Raw genomic sequence first — 15,789 nt, forward strand, 5'->3', positions numbered from 1 at the left:
CCATGGCAAAGACTATTAAAGTTACACAAACTCGCAGTTCTATTGGCCGCCTGCCTAAGCATAAAGCTACTCTGGTTGGTCTGGGTCTGCGTCGTATTGGTCACACCGTAGAGCGCGAGGATACTCCTGCTGTACGCGGTATGATCAACCTGGTTTCCTACATGGTTAAGGTTGAGGAGTAAGAGATGCGTTTAAATACTCTGTCTCCGGCTGATGGTGCCAAACAAGCGCCAAGGCGTGTAGGTCGTGGTATCGGTTCTGGCCTGGGTAAAACCGGTGGTCGTGGTCACAAAGGTCAGAACTCACGTTCTGGCGGTGGCGTACGTCGCGGTTTTGAAGGTGGTCAGATGCCTTTATATCGTCGTCTGCCGAAATTCGGCTTCACCTCCCGCAAAGCTATGATCACGGCAGAAGTTCGTCTGTCTGAACTGGCTCTGGTGGAAGGCGACGTGATCGACCTGAACGCGCTGAAAGCCGCTAACGTAGTTGGTATCCAGATCGAGTTCGCGAAAGTAATCCTTTCAGGCGAAGTTGGTCGTGCGGTAACTCTGCGTGGTTTGCGTGTCACCAAAGGCGCTCGTGTTGCTATCGAAGCTGCTGGCGGTAAAATTGAGGAATAAGTAGCAGATGGCTAAGCAACCGGGATTAGATTTTCAAAGTGCCAAGGGTGGACTAGGCGAACTGAAGCGCAGACTTTTGTTTGTTATCGGTGCGCTGATTGTTTTCCGTATCGGCTCTTTTATTCCGATCCCTGGTATTGATGCCACTGTACTTGCCAAATTGCTCGAGCAGCAAAGAGGCACTATCATTGAAATGTTTAACATGTTCTCTGGTGGTGCTCTCAGCCGTGCTTCAATCTTTGCTCTGGGGATCATGCCGTACATTTCGGCATCGATCATTATCCAGTTGTTAACGGTGGTTCATCCAGCGTTAGCGGAAATTAAGAAAGAAGGGGAGTCTGGCCGTCGTAAGATTAGCCAGTATACCCGCTACGGTACGCTGGTATTGGCAGTGTTTCAGTCTATCGGTATTGCTACCGGTTTGCCGAACATGCCTGGTATGCAAGGCCTGGTGTTGAATCCAGGCTTCGCATTCTACTTTACTGCAGTTGTGAGTCTGGTTACCGGGACAATGTTCCTGATGTGGCTGGGTGAGCAAATTACTGAACGAGGTATCGGTAACGGTATTTCGATCATTATTTTTGCCGGTATCGTAGCGGGTCTTCCGCCAGCAGTTGCCCATACTATCGAACAAGCTCGGCAAGGCGACCTGCACTTCCTCCTGTTGCTGTTGGTTGCAGTTTTAGTGTTTGCAGTGACTTTCTTTGTTGTGTTTGTAGAACGTGGTCAACGTCGTATCGTCGTTAACTACGCCAAGCGTCAACAAGGTCGTCGTGTCTATGCAGCACAGAGCACGCACTTACCGTTGAAAGTGAATATGGCCGGGGTTATCCCAGCAATCTTCGCTTCCAGCATCATTCTGTTCCCTGCCACGATTGCATCATGGTTCGGGGGCGGAACTGGTTGGAACTGGCTGACTACGATTTCGCTGTATTTGCAGCCTGGACAACCGCTTTATGTGTTACTCTATGCGACTGCAATCATCTTCTTCTGTTTCTTTTATACTGCGTTGGTGTTCAACCCGCGTGAGACAGCAGATAACCTGAAGAAGTCCGGTGCATTTGTACCAGGAATTCGTCCGGGAGAGCAAACGGCGAAGTACATCGATAAAGTAATGACTCGCTTAACCTTAATTGGTGCGATGTATATTACTTTCATCTGCCTTATCCCGGAGTTCATGCGTGACGCGATGAAAGTTCCATTCTACTTTGGTGGTACTTCACTACTAATCGTAGTCGTTGTCATTATGGACTTTATGGCTCAAGTGCAAACTCTGATGATGTCAAGTCAGTACGAGTCTGCATTGAAGAAAGCAAACCTGAAAGGCTATAACCGCTAATCTGGTGCGTTTGCGAAGTTACGGAGAGTAAAAATGAAAGTTCGTGCTTCCGTCAAGAAATTATGTCGTAACTGCAAAATTGTTAAGCGTAACGGTATCGTTCGCGTAATCTGCAGCGCAGAACCGAAGCATAAACAGCGTCAAGGCTGATTATCTCGCATATTTTTCTTGCAAAGTTGGGTTGAGCTGGCTAGATTAGCCAGCCAATCTTTTGTATGTAAGCAGCAATACTATTTGAGTATCCTGAAAACGGGCTTTTCAGAATGGTATTGCCGTATATAAATAGTAGGAGTGCATAGTGGCCCGTATAGCAGGCATTAACATTCCTGATCAGAAACATACCGTGATCGCATTAACTTCGATCTACGGCATCGGCAAAACCCGCTCACAGTCTATCTGTGCTGCATCCGGTATTGCTGAAAATGTTAAGATCAGTGAGCTGTCTGAAGAGCAAATCGAAAAACTGCGTGACGAAGTTGCCAAGTTCATTGTTGAAGGTGATCTGCGTCGTGAAGTCACCCTGAGCATCAAGCGTCTTATGGACCTTGGGACTTATCGTGGTTTGCGTCATCGTCGTGGTCTTCCAGTACGCGGTCAGCGTACCAAGACTAACGCACGTACCCGTAAGGGTCCGCGTAAACCGATCAAGAAATAATCGGGGTGATTGAATAAATGGCAAAGGCACCTGTTCGTACACGTAAACGTGTAAGAAAACAAGTCTCTGACGGCGTGGCTCATATCCATGCTTCTTTCAACAACACCATTGTTACCATTACCGATCGTCAGGGTAATGCTTTGGGTTGGGCAACAGCTGGTGGTTCCGGTTTCCGTGGTTCTCGTAAATCCACTCCGTTCGCAGCTCAGGTTGCAGCAGAGCGCTGCGCTGACGCAGTGAAAGAATACGGTATCAAGAATCTGGAAGTTATGGTTAAAGGACCTGGTCCTGGTCGTGAGTCTACTATCCGCGCATTAAACGCGGCTGGTTTCCGCATCACTAATATTACTGATGTGACTCCTATCCCTCATAACGGTTGTCGTCCGCCGAAAAAGCGCCGCGTATAACGCTGCTTTTTTAGGTTTGTTGGAGAGAGAAAATGGCAAGATATTTGGGTCCTAAGCTCAAGCTTAGCCGTCGTGAGGGCACAGATTTATTCCTTAAATCTGGCGTTCGCGCGATCGATACCAAGTGTAAAATTGAACAAGCTCCTGGTCAGCATGGTGCGCGTAAACCGCGTCTGTCTGACTACGGTGTACAGTTACGTGAAAAGCAAAAAGTTCGTCGTATTTACGGTGTTCTGGAGCGTCAGTTCCGTAACTATTACAAAGAAGCAGCACGCCTGAAAGGCAACACCGGTGCAAACCTGTTGCAACTGCTTGAAGGTCGTTTGGACAACGTTGTTTATCGTATGGGCTTCGGCGCTACTCGTGCGGAATCGCGCCAGTTAGTTAGCCACAAAGCTATCATGGTAAACGGTCGCGTTGTTAACATCGCTTCTTATCAGGTATCTCCGAATGACGTTGTCAGCATCCGCGAGAAAGCTAAAAAGCAATCTCGCGTGAAGGCCGCTTTGGAGTTGGCTGAACAGCGTGAAAAGCCGACTTGGCTTGAAGTTGATGCTGCTAAGATGGAAGGTGTGTTCAAGCGTATGCCTGAACGTACTGATCTGTCTTCCGACATTAACGAACACCTGATCGTCGAGCTTTACTCCAAGTAAAGCTTAGTACCAAAGAGAGGACACAATGCAGGGTTCTGTGACAGAGTTTCTAAAACCGCGCCTGGTAGATATCGAGCAAGTCAGTTCGACGCACGCCAAGGTGACCCTTGAGCCTTTAGAACGTGGCTTTGGCCATACTTTAGGCAACGCACTGCGCCGTATTCTGCTTTCATCCATGCCGGGTTGCGCGGTGACCGAGGTTGAGATTGATGGTGTACTGCATGAGTACAGCACCAAAGAAGGCGTACAGGAAGATATCCTGGAGATCCTGCTCAACCTGAAAGGGCTGGCGGTGAGAGTTCAAGGGAAAGATGAAGTTATTCTTACCCTGAATAAGTCTGGCATTGGCCCTGTGACTGCAGCCGACATTACCCATGATGGTGATGTCGAAATCGTCAAGCCGCAACATGTCATCTGCCACCTGACCGATGAGAACGCTGCTATCAGCATGCGTATCAAAGTTCAGCGCGGTCGTGGTTATGTGCCGGCGTCTGCCCGAATTCATTCGGAAGAAGATGAGCGCCCAATTGGTCGTCTGTTAGTAGACGCATGCTACAGCCCTGTAGAGCGAATTGCCTACAATGTTGAAGCAGCGCGTGTAGAACAGCGTACTGATTTGGACAAGCTGGTTATCGAAATGGAAACCAACGGTACGATCGATCCTGAAGAGGCGATCCGTCGTGCGGCGACCATTCTTGCTGAACAACTTGAAGCTTTCGTTGATTTACGTGATGTACGTCAACCGGAAGTCAAAGAAGAGAAGCCGGAATTCGATCCAATCCTGCTGCGCCCTGTTGACGATCTGGAATTGACTGTCCGCTCTGCTAACTGCCTTAAGGCAGAAGCAATCCACTACATCGGTGATCTGGTACAGCGTACCGAGGTTGAGTTACTTAAAACACCTAACCTGGGTAAAAAATCTCTTACTGAGATCAAAGACGTACTTGCGTCCCGTGGTTTGTCTCTGGGCATGCGCCTGGAAAACTGGCCACCAGCAAGTATTGCTGACGAGTAACCGGATCACAGGTTAAGGTTTTACTGAGAAGGATAAGGTCATGCGCCATCGTAAGAGTGGTCGTCAACTGAACCGTAACAGCAGCCACCGACAGGCTATGTTCCGTAACATGGCCGGCTCTTTGGTTCGTCATGAGATCATCAAGACGACCCTGCCGAAAGCGAAAGAGCTGCGTCGCGTTGTTGAGCCGCTGATTACTCTTGCCAAGACCGACAACGTTGCAAATCGTCGTCTGGCATTCGCCCGTACTCGTGATAACGAGATCGTGGCAAAACTGTTTAATGAACTGGGCCCGCGTTTCGCGAGCCGTGCCGGTGGTTACACTCGCATTCTGAAGTGTGGTTTCCGTGCAGGCGACAATGCGCCGATGGCTTACATCGAGCTCGTTGATCGTGCAGAGTCACAAGCAGAAGTAGCAACTGCTGAATAATCTGTAGATGCATGAAAAAGCCGGGCTCTGCCCGGTTTTTTTACGTCTAAATTTTGATGCTTTAAATTTCGTTACCTCCGGCACCATTCATCCTGAATTTCTCTTTTATCCGCGCTATGCTGCCTTACGTTGTGAAGCTAACCGTTTGGCTGAGGCAAAATCATGTTTCTTATTGACCAGTGGGTTGAAAAACACATTAAAGAGGCCCGGGAAAATGGTGAGTTTGATAATCTTCCGGGAGCTGGCCGACCTCTTATACTCGATGATGACAGCGGCATTCCTGAAGAGCTAAGAACCGCTTATCGTATTCTTAAAAACGCAGGTTATTTGCCTCCTGAGTTGCAGGACGGAAAAGAAGCGATCGAATTAGATCATATACTTAATGTTTTAACACGGGATGATCCTCAGTTTTCAGCTGTTGAAAAGCGTCTCAAAATTCTTCAGTTGCGTTTGCAGCAAGCGGGAATGAATATCGATTTTCTTCATGGGCGCTACAAAGATGCGCTGAAGGATAAGTTTAGAGGTGAGTGAATATGTATAAAATTGGTGAGCTAGCTGCTTTGGCAGGGGTCTCTACGGATACTGTTCGTTATTATGAAAAACAGGAAATGATGGCGGCGGGTTTACGGACTACCTCCGGTTATCGTCAATATGATGAAAACGACTTACAACGGTTGCGATTCATTCGGTATGCAAAATCTACCGGGTTTACGCTTGAAGCAATTAAAGAACTGCTTTCTATTCGGGTCGATCCTATTCATCACACATGCCAGGAATCTAAGTCTATTGTTGATGAGCGTCTGGCTGAGGTTGAGCTCAAATTACAAGAGCTCACCCGGATGCGTGAATCTTTGAAAAGATTGAGTGCCGCCTGCTGTGGTTCTGCGCATACCAGTGAGAGTTGTTCAATATTAGAAGCGCTTGAAGATGGTGCAGGAAAAGTGATCTAATCTGCTCAATCATTTTGAAAAGAGCTACCGGTAGGAAATTAAACGCAGTATTATGCGCTGGCAATTTAGCCATGTTGCATTTCTAAAAAACGAGGGAGTTATGACTCAGTATAAGCACCAAAAAGGGACCATTCAGGATAATGCCTTGCAGGCTCTTCTTCATGATCCACTGTTTAAGCAGCGCATTGAAAAGAATCTAAAGGGTAAGGGAAGTTATCGTAGAAAAGAAAAAAATGGAAAAGGGAATTATATGGAGGGCAGTGTTGAGCGTTTAATCGAATATTCAACACTGCCCTTCTAAAACGTAAAGCAACAGCAACTTTCTTCTTCGTTACAATCTCGGTGTTTGCTGCTCTTTAAGCAGATCACGAATTTCTGCCAGCAAAGTTTCTTCCGCAGTCGGTTTCGGTGGTGCCGCAGGAACATCTTCCTGTTTACGGCGCATTTTGTTCATCAAAGTGATTGCGCAGAAGATTGCCAAAGCAACAATGACGAAATCAAAAATATTTTGGATAAACACACCGTAATGCATTACGACTGCCGGTACCGTTCCTTGTGCGTCTCTGAGTACAAAAGCGAATTGCTTGAAATCGACTCCACCAATGAGTAAACCCAGCGGTGGCATAATAATATCAGCAACAAATGATGACACTATCTTGCCGAAGGCTGCACCAATGATTACACCGACGGCAAGGTCGACCACGTTGCCACGCATGGCAAATTCACGAAACTCTTTCATAAAACTCATAAAATACTCCTTGGCAAATTCATCAAATGTGTCCAACCAAGTAAAGACCATTTGTCGCGTCTTCGCTACAAAAGTTCTCTACTGAATCCTGCTTAACGCCATATATTTTCGGCAATTCATCAATTTATAAGAAGAACGGGCTAGGTTGGAACAAACGTTCCACATCCCTGACAAATTTCTTATCTGTAATGAACATCACCACATGATCACCTTGTTGGATTCTGCTATTTCCATTAGCAATGATGACGTCATTCCCACGGACGATCGCGCCGATAGTCGTACCTGGCGGCAATTTAATTTGCTCTACCGTACGACCAACAACTTTAGAGGTGGTCTCATCGCCATGTGCAATCGCCTCAATAGCTTCGGCTACACCACGGCGTAATGACGAAACGCTGACGATATCTGCTTTTCTGACGTGCCCAAGCAGTGCCGAAATCGTCGCCTGCTGAGGTGAAATCGCAATATCAATCACGCTGCCTTGCACCAAATCCACGTACGCACTGCGCTGAATGAGAACCATCGCTTTTTTGGCGCCCATACGTTTTGCAAGCATCGCCGACATGATGTTTGCTTCATCATCATTAGTAATCGCAATAAACACATCAACTTGTTCGATATGTTCTTCTGCTAACAATTCCTGATCAGAGGCATCGCCGTAGAAAACAATCGTGTCTTGCAACAACTCGGCCAGTTCAGCTGCCCGCTGCTGATCGCGTTCTATCAGTTTTACGCTGTAATTCTTCTCAAGCTTTTGTGCCAGTCCGGCACCCACATTGCCGCCACCGACAATCATGATCCGCTTATATGGTTTTTCCAGCCGTTGAAGTTCGCTCATAACCGCACGGATGTGCTGAGAGGCGGCAACAAAGAACACTTCATCACCTGCTTCAATAATGGTTGAACCCTGCGGGCGAATCGGGCGGTCCTGGCGGAAAATGGCTGCAACGCGAGTTTCGATGTGCGGCATGTGTTCACGCATTGAAGAGAGTGCATTACCTACCAGCGGACCGCCATAATAGGCTTTAACTGCGGCAATGCTCACTTTCCCTTCTGCAAAGTTCACAACCTGTAATGCACCCGGATATTCGATTAATTTGTAGATGTAATCGGTAACTAGTTGCTCAGGCGAAATCAGATGGTCAATCGGCACAGCTTCTGGACTGAAAAGCTTTTCGGATTCACGGATATATTCCGTGGAACGAATGCGTGCGATGCGGTTTGGGGTATTGAAAAGCGAATACGCAATCTGACATGCCACCATGTTGGTTTCGTCAGAATTAGTCACCGCCACCAACATATCGGCATCTTCAGCTCCGGCTTCGCGGAGTACGCGTGGGTGAGAGCCATGTCCCTGCACAACGCGCAGGTCAAATTTGTCCTGAAGCTGACGTAACCGGACGGTGTTGGTATCGACAACGGTAATGTCATTGTTTTCACCCACCAGATTTTCAGCGAGTGTTCCACCAACCTGTCCGGCCCCGAGAATTATTATTTTCATATGACTCTCTGCTTGGCTTCGAAGATTTCAGCCTGAATAAGTAGCATTAATAGTAAACAATCAGCTTTTGATCAGTTTAGCGTAATAGAAGCCATCGCCGTCATCGGCGTGTGGAAGGTTTTGTCTGCCTGGGTTTTCCCTCGTGCCGGTCTCAACTAGCGTCGCATCCGGGTGAGATTTAAGAAATTCCACTATTTGCAGGCAATTTTCTTCGGGCAAAACTGAGCATGTTGCGTAAACCATTACACCCTTGCTTTTAAGGCGTGGCCAGACGGCTTCCAGGATCTCTTTTTGCAAGCCTGCCAGCTCAGTAATATCGCTGTCTCTGCGTAGCCACTTTATGTCGGGATGCCGGCGGATAACGCCGGTCGCCGAGCACGGTGCATCCAGCAGAATGCGGTCAAAGATACGCTCGCCAGCCCAGGCCTGTGGCTCACGTCCATCGCCTTGTTTCACTTCCGCATTAAGTTTTAAACGCTGCAGATTCTCATGAACACGCTTCAGACGTTGTTCATCCACGTCCACAGCCAGCACATGAGATTTAGGCGCGGCCTCCAGTATGTGGGTCGTTTTACCGCCAGGCGCGCAGCACAAATCGAGGATCATATCGCCATCCTGTGGATCCAGCAGATCAACGCTGCCTTGTGCAGAAGCGTCCTGAACCGTCACCCATCCTTCTGAAAATCCTGGGAGCAGACTGACCTGACAAGGCGTGATCAGACACAGTGCATCGGAATATTCAGGATGTGGAACGGCTTCAATCTGCGCTTCATTCAACAGTCGAAGATAATCGTCGCGGGTATTGTGCATGCGGTTTACGCGTAGCCACATAGGCGGCCTTTGATTATTCGCATCAACAATGCTTTCCCAGGCGTCGGGATAGGCTTTCTTAAGACGATTAAGAAGCCAGCTCGGATGGAGATAGCGGCTGTCATTATTGGCCATACGTTGCAGCAATTCTTCCTGCTGACGCTGGAACTGCCGGAGAACGCCGTTGATCAGACCTTTTAGCTGAGGGCGCTTTAGTGCCACAGCACCATCAACAGTTTCTGCTAACACTGCGTGAGCGGGAATACGCGTATGAGTTAGCTGATACAGGCCAACCATCAGTAAGTAATGCAGTGTCCGTTGCTTTCCCGTCAACGGTTTTGCCATGAGTTGTTGCAGGCACCATTCGAGCTGAGGCAATACCCTCAGAGTGCCGAAACATAATTCCTGCAATAATCCGCGATCTTTTTCTGAAATATTTTTCTGCAAACCGGGAAGGACCGTCGACAATGACAGGCCTTTATCTAAAACCTGACTGATGGCTTGAGCTGCAATACTACGAAGATTATAGGCTGTTTTCATTGTTCAAATGGCTGAATGGATCAGCATTATCAGAAAGGTAAGGCCCGACGAAATATCGGGCGTAGTCGGAAGGGTCAGGCTAAACGAGAGCCTTCGATAAACCATTCACGACGAGAGTTCAGCAAGTCCTGTGCGGACATTGCTTTTTTACCTGAAGGTTGCAACTGGGTGATATTCAGGATGCCGTCAGACGTAGCAACCTGGATCCCCTTTTTATCTGCAGAAACAATGGTGCCGGGCAGGGTGCTATGGCTTGCAGGCAAACTTTCAGCTGACCAGACTTTTACGGGCTGGTCGTCAATCATAAAGAAACTGACAGGCCACGGATTAAATGCACGTATACAACGTTCCAGCTGGTCTGCGGAAAGCGTCCAGTCTAAGCGGGCTTCCTCTTTGCTCAGCTTTTCAGCGTACGTAACGAGTTCTTCGTTCTGAACTTCTGGTTGAGCCGTGCCGTTCGCCAGTTGCCCGAGCGTTTCAAGCATACCTTCCGGGCCGAGCTCAGCCAGTTTGTTGTACAGGGATGCACTGGTATCTTCCGGAAGAATGTCACATTCCACTTTATGCAGCATGTCGCCGGTATCCAGACCCACATCCATCTGCATGATAGTGATACCGGTTTTAGCATCGCCAGCCCACAAGGAACGCTGAATCGGCGCGGCACCACGCCAGCGTGGCAACAGGGAACCGTGTACGTTAATGCAGCCCAGTTTAGGCATATCCAGCACAGCTTTAGGGAGAATCAGGCCATAAGCTACGACCACCATCACATCAGCTTCCAAATCGGACACCAGTGACTGGTTTTCTTCAGGGCGCAAAGATTTCGGCTGAAATACGGGAATATCATGAGCAAGTGCCAGCGTTTTTACCGGGCTTGCAGTCAGCTTGTTACCACGGCCGGCCGGGCGGTCGGGTTGGGTAAATACACCCACAACCTGATGTTCTGATGACAAAAGCGCGTCAAGATGACGCGCTGCGAAGTCTGGGGTACCGGCAAATATAATCCGCAAAGCAGTGTCCTGTGTTACTCGAATATTAGTCAGCCCGCGCGTTCAGCTTGGCCATTTTTTCCATCTTCTGGCGAATACGCTGACGTTTCAGTGGTGACAAGTAATCCACGAATAATTTACCCACCAGATGATCCATTTCATGCTGGATGCAAATCGCCAGTAAGTCATCAGCTTCCAGCTCGAAGGTTTTACCCTCCCGATCCAGAGCGCGGACTTTCACTTTCTCAGCACGCGGCACCAGCGCACGTTGATCAGGGATCGACAGGCAGCCTTCTTCAATACCGGTTTCGCCGCTTTTTTCCAGCAGCTCAGGATTGATGAGAACCAGGCGTTCGTCGCGATTTTCAGAGACATCAATAACGATAATACGTTGATGAATGTCTACCTGAGTCGCAGCCAGGCCAATGCCTTCTTCTGCATACATGGTTTCAAACATATCATCCACGATCTGCTGAATTTCGGCGTTAACTTCTTTGACCGGTTTTGCAGTAATGCGAAGCCGCTCGTCTGGGAAATGTAATATCTGTAATACGGACATATTTTTCTGGATCTTTATTCAATTGATTGAAGATATATAGACTCTATTCTAGACATTTCCTGCTCCGATTGACAGCATCCTCTGCCAATTGAATCCTTCGTCGAAAGGCATTGAACAGAGGCAGGATAATGACATTACAGGAAGTATGGATTCGTTTATCAGCCGTCAGGCGCCTTGATGCTGCCCATGCCGAAGGCATAATTCGGGCACTCTTCTGCCAGGGGCATTATGGCCCTTCTGAATTATTCTCGTGCGGCCTTACCGCGGAGCAAATAGAAGATTTCAGGAATATCAATCAGCAATGGCTATCCGCGTCGCTAAACTGGCTGGAAGGGGATAGCCGATATCTTGTCACATTTGACTGTGCGCTCTACCCGCCTTTGTTAGCGCAGATTCCGTCTCCGCCATTGATTTTGTTCGTCGAAGGTAATCCGGATTTGCTGTTATCTCCTCAAATAGCAATGGTGGGAAGCCGTCACTACTCCCATTACGGTGAACAATATGCACAGGTTTTTGCCGGCGGGCTGGTAAGCAGCGGTTTTACCGTGACGAGCGGGCTTGCGATGGGAATTGATGGAATTAGTCATAAAGCAACATTACAGGCGCAGGGAAAAACTATCGCCGTTCTTGGCAGCGGGCTGATGAAGCGTTATCCATCTCGTCATTTGATGTTAGCCGACAGTATTCTTGAGCAAGGCGGGACCCTGGTTTCTGAGCATCTGGTGACTGCGCCGCCACTTGCGGCCAACTTTCCTCGCCGGAACCGCATTATCAGTGGTCTCAGCGTGGGTGTTCTGGTTGTGGAAGCAACCTTGCGCAGCGGGTCGTTGATCACAGCCCGTTATGCACTTGAACAGGGCCGAGAAGTTTTTGCTTTGCCCGGCCCACTAGGCAGCCCGACGTCAGAAGGAACTCACTGGCTTATCCAACAGGGCGCTTACCTGGTTACTGAGCCTAATGATATTGCCGAGCATATTGGAAGCGGCTTAACCTGGTTTCCGACTCTGCGAATCCCCGAACTGTCAAAAGCACCCCGAGATAAGCCACCAAAGGCGTCAGAGGCGTCAGAGGCGATTATTTGTGCACAAGAATGCGAAGTTGAATTGCCATTTGCTGATGTGTTGGCTAACGTAGAATATGAGGTGACATCTGTTGACGTCGTCGCCGAACGTGCCGGCCAACCTGTGCCAGAAGTGGTAGGTAAACTACTCGAGCTGGAGTTAGCAGGATGGATCGCAGCTGTATCCGGCGGCTATGTCCGAATTAAGAGGGCAAGCCATGTTCGACGTACTAATGTACTTATTTGAAACTTACATTCACAACGAAGCGGAGATGAATGTTGACGAGGATAGGTTAACGGATGACTTGACCGAGGCTGGTTTTCACCGGGCCGATATTCACAATGCGCTGAATTGGCTTGAAAAACTTGCGGATATGCAAGAGGGTGGAACCCCATCTTATATGCTGGATTCAGATCCTTCAGCATTACGTGTTTACACCGACGAGGAAACGAGCCGGTTAGATAGCAGTTGTCGTGGCTTTTTGTTGTTCCTGGAACAGATAAAGGTTTTAAACTTCGATACCCGTGAAATGGTTATCGATCGTGTTATGGCTCTGGACACTGAAGAATTCGATCTTGAGGATCTTAAGTGGGTGGTGCTGATGGTTCTTTTTAATATTCCCGGATATGAAAGTGCATATCAGCAAATGGAAGAGCTGTTATTTGAAGTTAATGAAGGTTATCTGCATTAAGAGATAACAGGTAAAACGTAACATATGACAAAAGCAGCACTTTTTGCTGAGAAGCAAAATGAATCCTGTCCGGAATGCGGGGCCGATCTGGTGATCCGTAGTGGTCGCCACGGCCCTTTTCTCAGCTGTTCATCCTATCCACAGTGCGAATATATCCGCCCCCTGAAATCACAGGCCGACGGACATATTGTGAAAATCCTGGACGGGCAGTTATGTCCCAAATGCAGTGCCACGCTGGTGCTTCGCCAGGGACGTTATGGGATGTTTATCGGGTGCAGCGAGTATCCGGAATGCGACCATATTGAAGTCATCGATAAACCCGAAGAAACCAGCCTCAGTTGTCCGCAATGCGGCAAAGGACATCTGCTGCAGCGTAAGTCTCGCTTTGGTAAGGTTTTTCACGCCTGCGACCGCTACCCGGACTGCCAGTTTGCCATCAATAATAAGCCCGTTGCCGGCGAGTGCGTGCACTGCCAATATCCTTTATTGATGGAAAAGAAAACGGCGCAGGGTATAAAACTATTTTGTGCCAGTAAACTGTGCGGCAAAGCCGTAGAAATAAAAGATAACGAAGAAAATGAATAAAGAAGCAGAAAACTCACTTGCAAAGGTACTTGAAGCATTACATCAACAGCAGGTTATCGCTTATCCGACTGAGGCCGTATTCGGGTTAGGTTGTGATCCTGACAGCGAGCAGGCGGTTGAGTCTCTTTTGGCTCTTAAAAAACGTCCTAAAGATAAAGGGCTGATTTTAATCGCCGATAACTATCAGCAACTTCTCCCTTATATTGATGATTCATCATTAACCCATCAGCAACTCGAACATATCTTGTCGTTTTGGCCTGGACCGGTGACCTGGGTGATGCCTGCAAAACCCTCTACGCCTGACTGGCTGACAGGGCGCTTCTCGTCGCTGGCGGTCCGCGTAACCGATCATCCGCGGGTTAAAGAACTCTGCCAGCAGTTTGGAAAACCGTTGGTTTCTACAAGCGCGAATCTGAATGGTCAGGAACCTTGCCGATTGGCTGATGAAGTCCGTCTCCAGTTTGGTGAGGATTTCCCCGTGCTTAACGGCAAAGTGGGTGGAAGAGAAAACCCATCTGAAATCAGGGATGCCCTCACCGGCGATCTCATTCGTCAAGGCTAAGGAACGAAAGTCATGCCATCTTTCGCGGTATTCGGTAATCCAATCAGTCACAGCAAATCCCCCCGTATTCATGCATTGTTTGCCAGCCAGACAGGGCTTGAACACAGTTATGGAACGATGCTGGCGCCAAATGAAGATTTTGAAGAAACGCTGCGATCCTTTTTTGAAAAGGGAGCCAAGGGGGCAAACATTACTGTGCCTTTCAAAGAGCGGGCATTTGCTGAGTCAGATGAACTGACTGACCGTGCGGCGATGTCTGGCGCTGTAAATACTCTCAAAAAACTTGAAGACGGAAGATTGCTCGGGGATAACACCGACGGAATAGGAATGTTGAGCGATCTGGAACGTCTGGCGCTTATTCAGCCCGGCGATCGGGTATTGCTGATAGGCGCTGGTGGAGCTGCACGTGGAGTGATCCTTCCGCTTTTATCCTACGGATGCTCCGTTGTCGTTACCAACCGTACTTTTGAACGTGCACAACATCTCAGTCATATATTCGAGAGCAAAGGTGAGATCCGGGCTCTTGCGTTCAGCGATCTGGCCGGCGAGAAATTCGATCTGATTATCAATGCGACGGCATCAGGTATTAATGGTGAAATCCCGGCAATCTCTGAGCAGGTTTTCACTGCACAGACGCGCGTTTACGATATGTTTTATCAGGCCGGTCTGACACCTTTTCTTTGCTGGGCCAAAGGCAACGGTGTGACGCATTATGCTGATGGTTTGGGAATGCTGGTGGGACAGGCCGCTCATGCTTTCTATTTATGGCACGGTGTTATGCCAGAAATAGAGCCTGTGCTGGCGCAGTTAAAACAAGATTTACTGGGATAACTGAAAGAGCCTGAACAGCCTTGTTGAATACGTTGTCCAGGCTCATTAACTATTTACTCGCCAGATAGACATCTTTCCATGTGACATAGTTATTTGAAGAGTAGGTCAGCCCCGCAAGTTCATCGGCGCTCAGTTCGCGGATCTGCTTAACCGGGCTTCCTAAATAGAGATAGCCGCTTTCGAGCCGCTTTCCTGGGGGAACCAGACTTCCTGCGCCAATCATTACATCATCTTCTATGATCGCTCCATCCAGCAGTATGGATCCCATTCCTACCAGAACCCGGCTTCCGATCGTACAACCATGCAGCATTGCTTTATGCCCGACCGTGACGTCTTCGCCAATAATAAGAGGGTGCCCTTCAGGATTCTGGCGGGACTGATGAGTCACATGCAGCACGCTGCCATCCTGCACATTCGATCTGCAACCTACCGACACACTATTTACATCACCGCGTATGACAACCAGCGGCCAGATACTGACATCATCCGCGAGATCGACATCCCCGATAACAACACTGGAAGGATCCACCATCACCCTTTCGCCCAATGTTGGCGTTAATCCCTGATAAGGGCGCAAAGCCTGAGACATAGGTAAGTACCTCATAATTGAGTTTTAACCTTGGCAATATAGTCCTGGCTGCGGGAAATACCAATTCAGAGGCGATAAGAACGGTGACAAAACCAGCGGATCGGACGAGATCACGGCGAAAGGGTCGAAAAATATGCAGTCGATCCTTTTATTCAAAAAAAGGCTTGTGCAAAAAATTCGGATCCCTATAATGCCGCTCCATCGACAGGGAACAACGTGAACAACATCACGAAGTGACCGGGTCGGAAAGATTA

Annotated in this window: 23 protein-coding genes; 17 read left to right on the forward strand and 6 right to left on the reverse strand. The window is 48.5% G+C overall.

The genetic code is table 11. The features are described from left to right. Positions 1 to 2 precede the first annotated feature (2 nt). The 12 genes from rpmD (at position 3) to J8X26_RS15590 (ending at position 6,370) form a co-directional block, all read left to right on the forward strand. Positions 3 to 182, forward strand: coding sequence for a 50S ribosomal protein L30 (gene rpmD, locus J8X26_RS15535; RefSeq protein WP_101080134.1), 180 nt, complete (start codon positions 3 to 5; stop codon positions 180 to 182). Positions 183 to 185: 3 nt separating this feature from the next. Further along, a complete protein-coding gene (rplO, locus tag J8X26_RS15540; protein WP_013573702.1) occupies positions 186 to 620 on the forward strand; it encodes a 50S ribosomal protein L15 in 435 nt (144 codons plus the stop codon). 7 nt (positions 621 to 627) lie between these two features. Beyond that, positions 628 to 1,959 (forward strand): preprotein translocase subunit SecY, encoded by a 1,332-nt coding sequence (gene secY / locus J8X26_RS15545; RefSeq protein WP_208951330.1) that lies wholly within the window; start codon positions 628 to 630, stop codon positions 1,957 to 1,959. A 33-nt stretch (positions 1,960 to 1,992) separates the two neighbouring features. Beyond that, positions 1,993 to 2,109 (forward strand): 50S ribosomal protein L36, encoded by a 117-nt coding sequence (rpmJ, locus tag J8X26_RS15550; RefSeq protein WP_012768118.1) that lies wholly within the window; start codon positions 1,993 to 1,995, stop codon positions 2,107 to 2,109. 148 nt (positions 2,110 to 2,257) lie between these two features. Next, positions 2,258 to 2,614, forward strand: coding sequence for a 30S ribosomal protein S13 (gene rpsM / locus J8X26_RS15555; protein WP_013573704.1), 357 nt, complete (start codon positions 2,258 to 2,260; stop codon positions 2,612 to 2,614). Positions 2,615 to 2,631: 17 nt separating this feature from the next. Continuing rightward, a complete protein-coding gene (gene rpsK, locus J8X26_RS15560; protein WP_004929731.1) occupies positions 2,632 to 3,021 on the forward strand; it encodes a 30S ribosomal protein S11 in 390 nt (129 codons plus the stop codon). Positions 3,022 to 3,053: 32 nt separating this feature from the next. Then, positions 3,054 to 3,674 carry a 30S ribosomal protein S4 gene (gene rpsD / locus J8X26_RS15565; RefSeq protein ID WP_095923750.1) on the forward strand — a complete coding sequence of 207 codons (621 nt, stop codon included), beginning with the start codon at positions 3,054 to 3,056 and terminating at the stop codon, positions 3,672 to 3,674. A gap of 25 nt (positions 3,675 to 3,699) precedes the next feature. Beyond that, entirely contained in the window at positions 3,700 to 4,689 is a 990-nt protein-coding gene (locus J8X26_RS15570; RefSeq protein ID WP_002919219.1) for a DNA-directed RNA polymerase subunit alpha, read from the forward strand. A gap of 40 nt (positions 4,690 to 4,729) precedes the next feature. Next, positions 4,730 to 5,119: a 50S ribosomal protein L17 gene (gene rplQ / locus J8X26_RS15575; protein WP_034793661.1), complete on the forward strand. Its 390-nt coding sequence runs from the start codon at positions 4,730 to 4,732 to the stop codon at positions 5,117 to 5,119. Between the two features lie 162 nt (positions 5,120 to 5,281). Next, complete coding sequence (locus J8X26_RS15580) at positions 5,282 to 5,650, forward strand: DUF1992 domain-containing protein (RefSeq protein ID WP_208951331.1); 369 nt, start codon at positions 5,282 to 5,284, stop codon at positions 5,648 to 5,650. 2 nt (positions 5,651 to 5,652) lie between these two features. Next, positions 5,653 to 6,069, forward strand: a complete 417-nt coding sequence (gene zntR, locus J8X26_RS15585) for a Zn(2+)-responsive transcriptional regulator (protein WP_152327225.1) — start codon at positions 5,653 to 5,655, stop codon at positions 6,067 to 6,069. A gap of 100 nt (positions 6,070 to 6,169) precedes the next feature. Then, a complete protein-coding gene (locus J8X26_RS15590) occupies positions 6,170 to 6,370 on the forward strand; it encodes an alternative ribosome-rescue factor A (protein ID WP_101080131.1) in 201 nt (66 codons plus the stop codon). Between the two features lie 30 nt (positions 6,371 to 6,400). Here the strand turns inward: J8X26_RS15590 and mscL are convergent, their stop codons facing one another. The 5 genes from mscL to def all read right to left on the reverse strand — a co-directional run bounded on the left by mscL (position 6,401) and on the right by def (position 11,216). Beyond that, entirely contained in the window at positions 6,401 to 6,817 is a 417-nt protein-coding gene (gene mscL, locus J8X26_RS15595) for a large-conductance mechanosensitive channel protein MscL (protein ID WP_101080130.1), read from the reverse strand. 124 nt (positions 6,818 to 6,941) lie between these two features. Continuing rightward, positions 6,942 to 8,318 (reverse strand): Trk system potassium transporter TrkA, encoded by a 1,377-nt coding sequence (trkA, locus tag J8X26_RS15600; RefSeq protein ID WP_165061143.1) that lies wholly within the window; start codon positions 8,316 to 8,318, stop codon positions 6,942 to 6,944. Between the two features lie 60 nt (positions 8,319 to 8,378). Next, positions 8,379 to 9,668: a 16S rRNA (cytosine(967)-C(5))-methyltransferase RsmB gene (rsmB, locus tag J8X26_RS15605; protein ID WP_208951332.1), complete on the reverse strand. Its 1,290-nt coding sequence runs from the start codon at positions 9,666 to 9,668 to the stop codon at positions 8,379 to 8,381. Between the two features lie 74 nt (positions 9,669 to 9,742). Further along, complete coding sequence (gene fmt, locus J8X26_RS15610) at positions 9,743 to 10,702, reverse strand: methionyl-tRNA formyltransferase (protein ID WP_208951335.1); 960 nt, start codon at positions 10,700 to 10,702, stop codon at positions 9,743 to 9,745. A gap of 1 nt (position 10,703) precedes the next feature. Further along, on the reverse strand, positions 10,704 to 11,216 hold the full coding sequence (gene def, locus J8X26_RS15615) for a peptide deformylase (protein ID WP_101080126.1): 513 nt from the start codon (positions 11,214 to 11,216) through the stop codon (positions 10,704 to 10,706). Positions 11,217 to 11,344: 128 nt separating this feature from the next. Here def and dprA point away from each other — a divergent pair, with 128 nt between their 5' ends. From dprA to aroE, 5 genes are read left to right on the forward strand one after another with little or no spacing between them, the layout of a single operon-like run. Then, the gene (dprA, locus tag J8X26_RS15620; RefSeq protein WP_152327222.1) at positions 11,345 to 12,523 is read left to right on the forward strand and encodes a DNA-protecting protein DprA; all 1,179 of its coding nucleotides are present in this window, start codon (positions 11,345 to 11,347) and stop codon (positions 12,521 to 12,523) included. Beyond that, a complete protein-coding gene (locus J8X26_RS15625) occupies positions 12,495 to 12,968 on the forward strand; it encodes a DUF494 family protein (protein WP_101080124.1) in 474 nt (157 codons plus the stop codon). The genes dprA and J8X26_RS15625 overlap by 29 nt, the downstream gene beginning before the upstream one ends. Before the next feature lie 24 nt (positions 12,969 to 12,992). Beyond that, positions 12,993 to 13,553: a type I DNA topoisomerase gene (locus tag J8X26_RS15630; protein ID WP_152327221.1), complete on the forward strand. Its 561-nt coding sequence runs from the start codon at positions 12,993 to 12,995 to the stop codon at positions 13,551 to 13,553. After that, positions 13,546 to 14,115, forward strand: coding sequence for an L-threonylcarbamoyladenylate synthase type 1 TsaC (gene tsaC, locus J8X26_RS15635; RefSeq protein WP_208951333.1), 570 nt, complete (start codon positions 13,546 to 13,548; stop codon positions 14,113 to 14,115). Before J8X26_RS15630 ends, tsaC begins: the two co-directional genes overlap by 8 nt. Before the next feature lie 12 nt (positions 14,116 to 14,127). After that, complete coding sequence (gene aroE / locus J8X26_RS15640; RefSeq protein WP_208951334.1) at positions 14,128 to 14,946, forward strand: shikimate dehydrogenase; 819 nt, start codon at positions 14,128 to 14,130, stop codon at positions 14,944 to 14,946. Between the two features lie 49 nt (positions 14,947 to 14,995). Here the strand turns inward: aroE and J8X26_RS15645 are convergent, their stop codons facing one another. Beyond that, complete coding sequence (locus tag J8X26_RS15645; RefSeq protein ID WP_208951336.1) at positions 14,996 to 15,535, reverse strand: gamma carbonic anhydrase family protein; 540 nt, start codon at positions 15,533 to 15,535, stop codon at positions 14,996 to 14,998. Positions 15,536 to 15,789: the final 254 nt, after the last annotated feature.

This window comes from Rahnella sp. ChDrAdgB13, assembly GCF_017655185.1.
In the GTDB taxonomy this organism is placed as follows: Bacteria; Pseudomonadota; Gammaproteobacteria; order Enterobacterales; family Enterobacteriaceae; genus Rahnella; species Rahnella contaminans.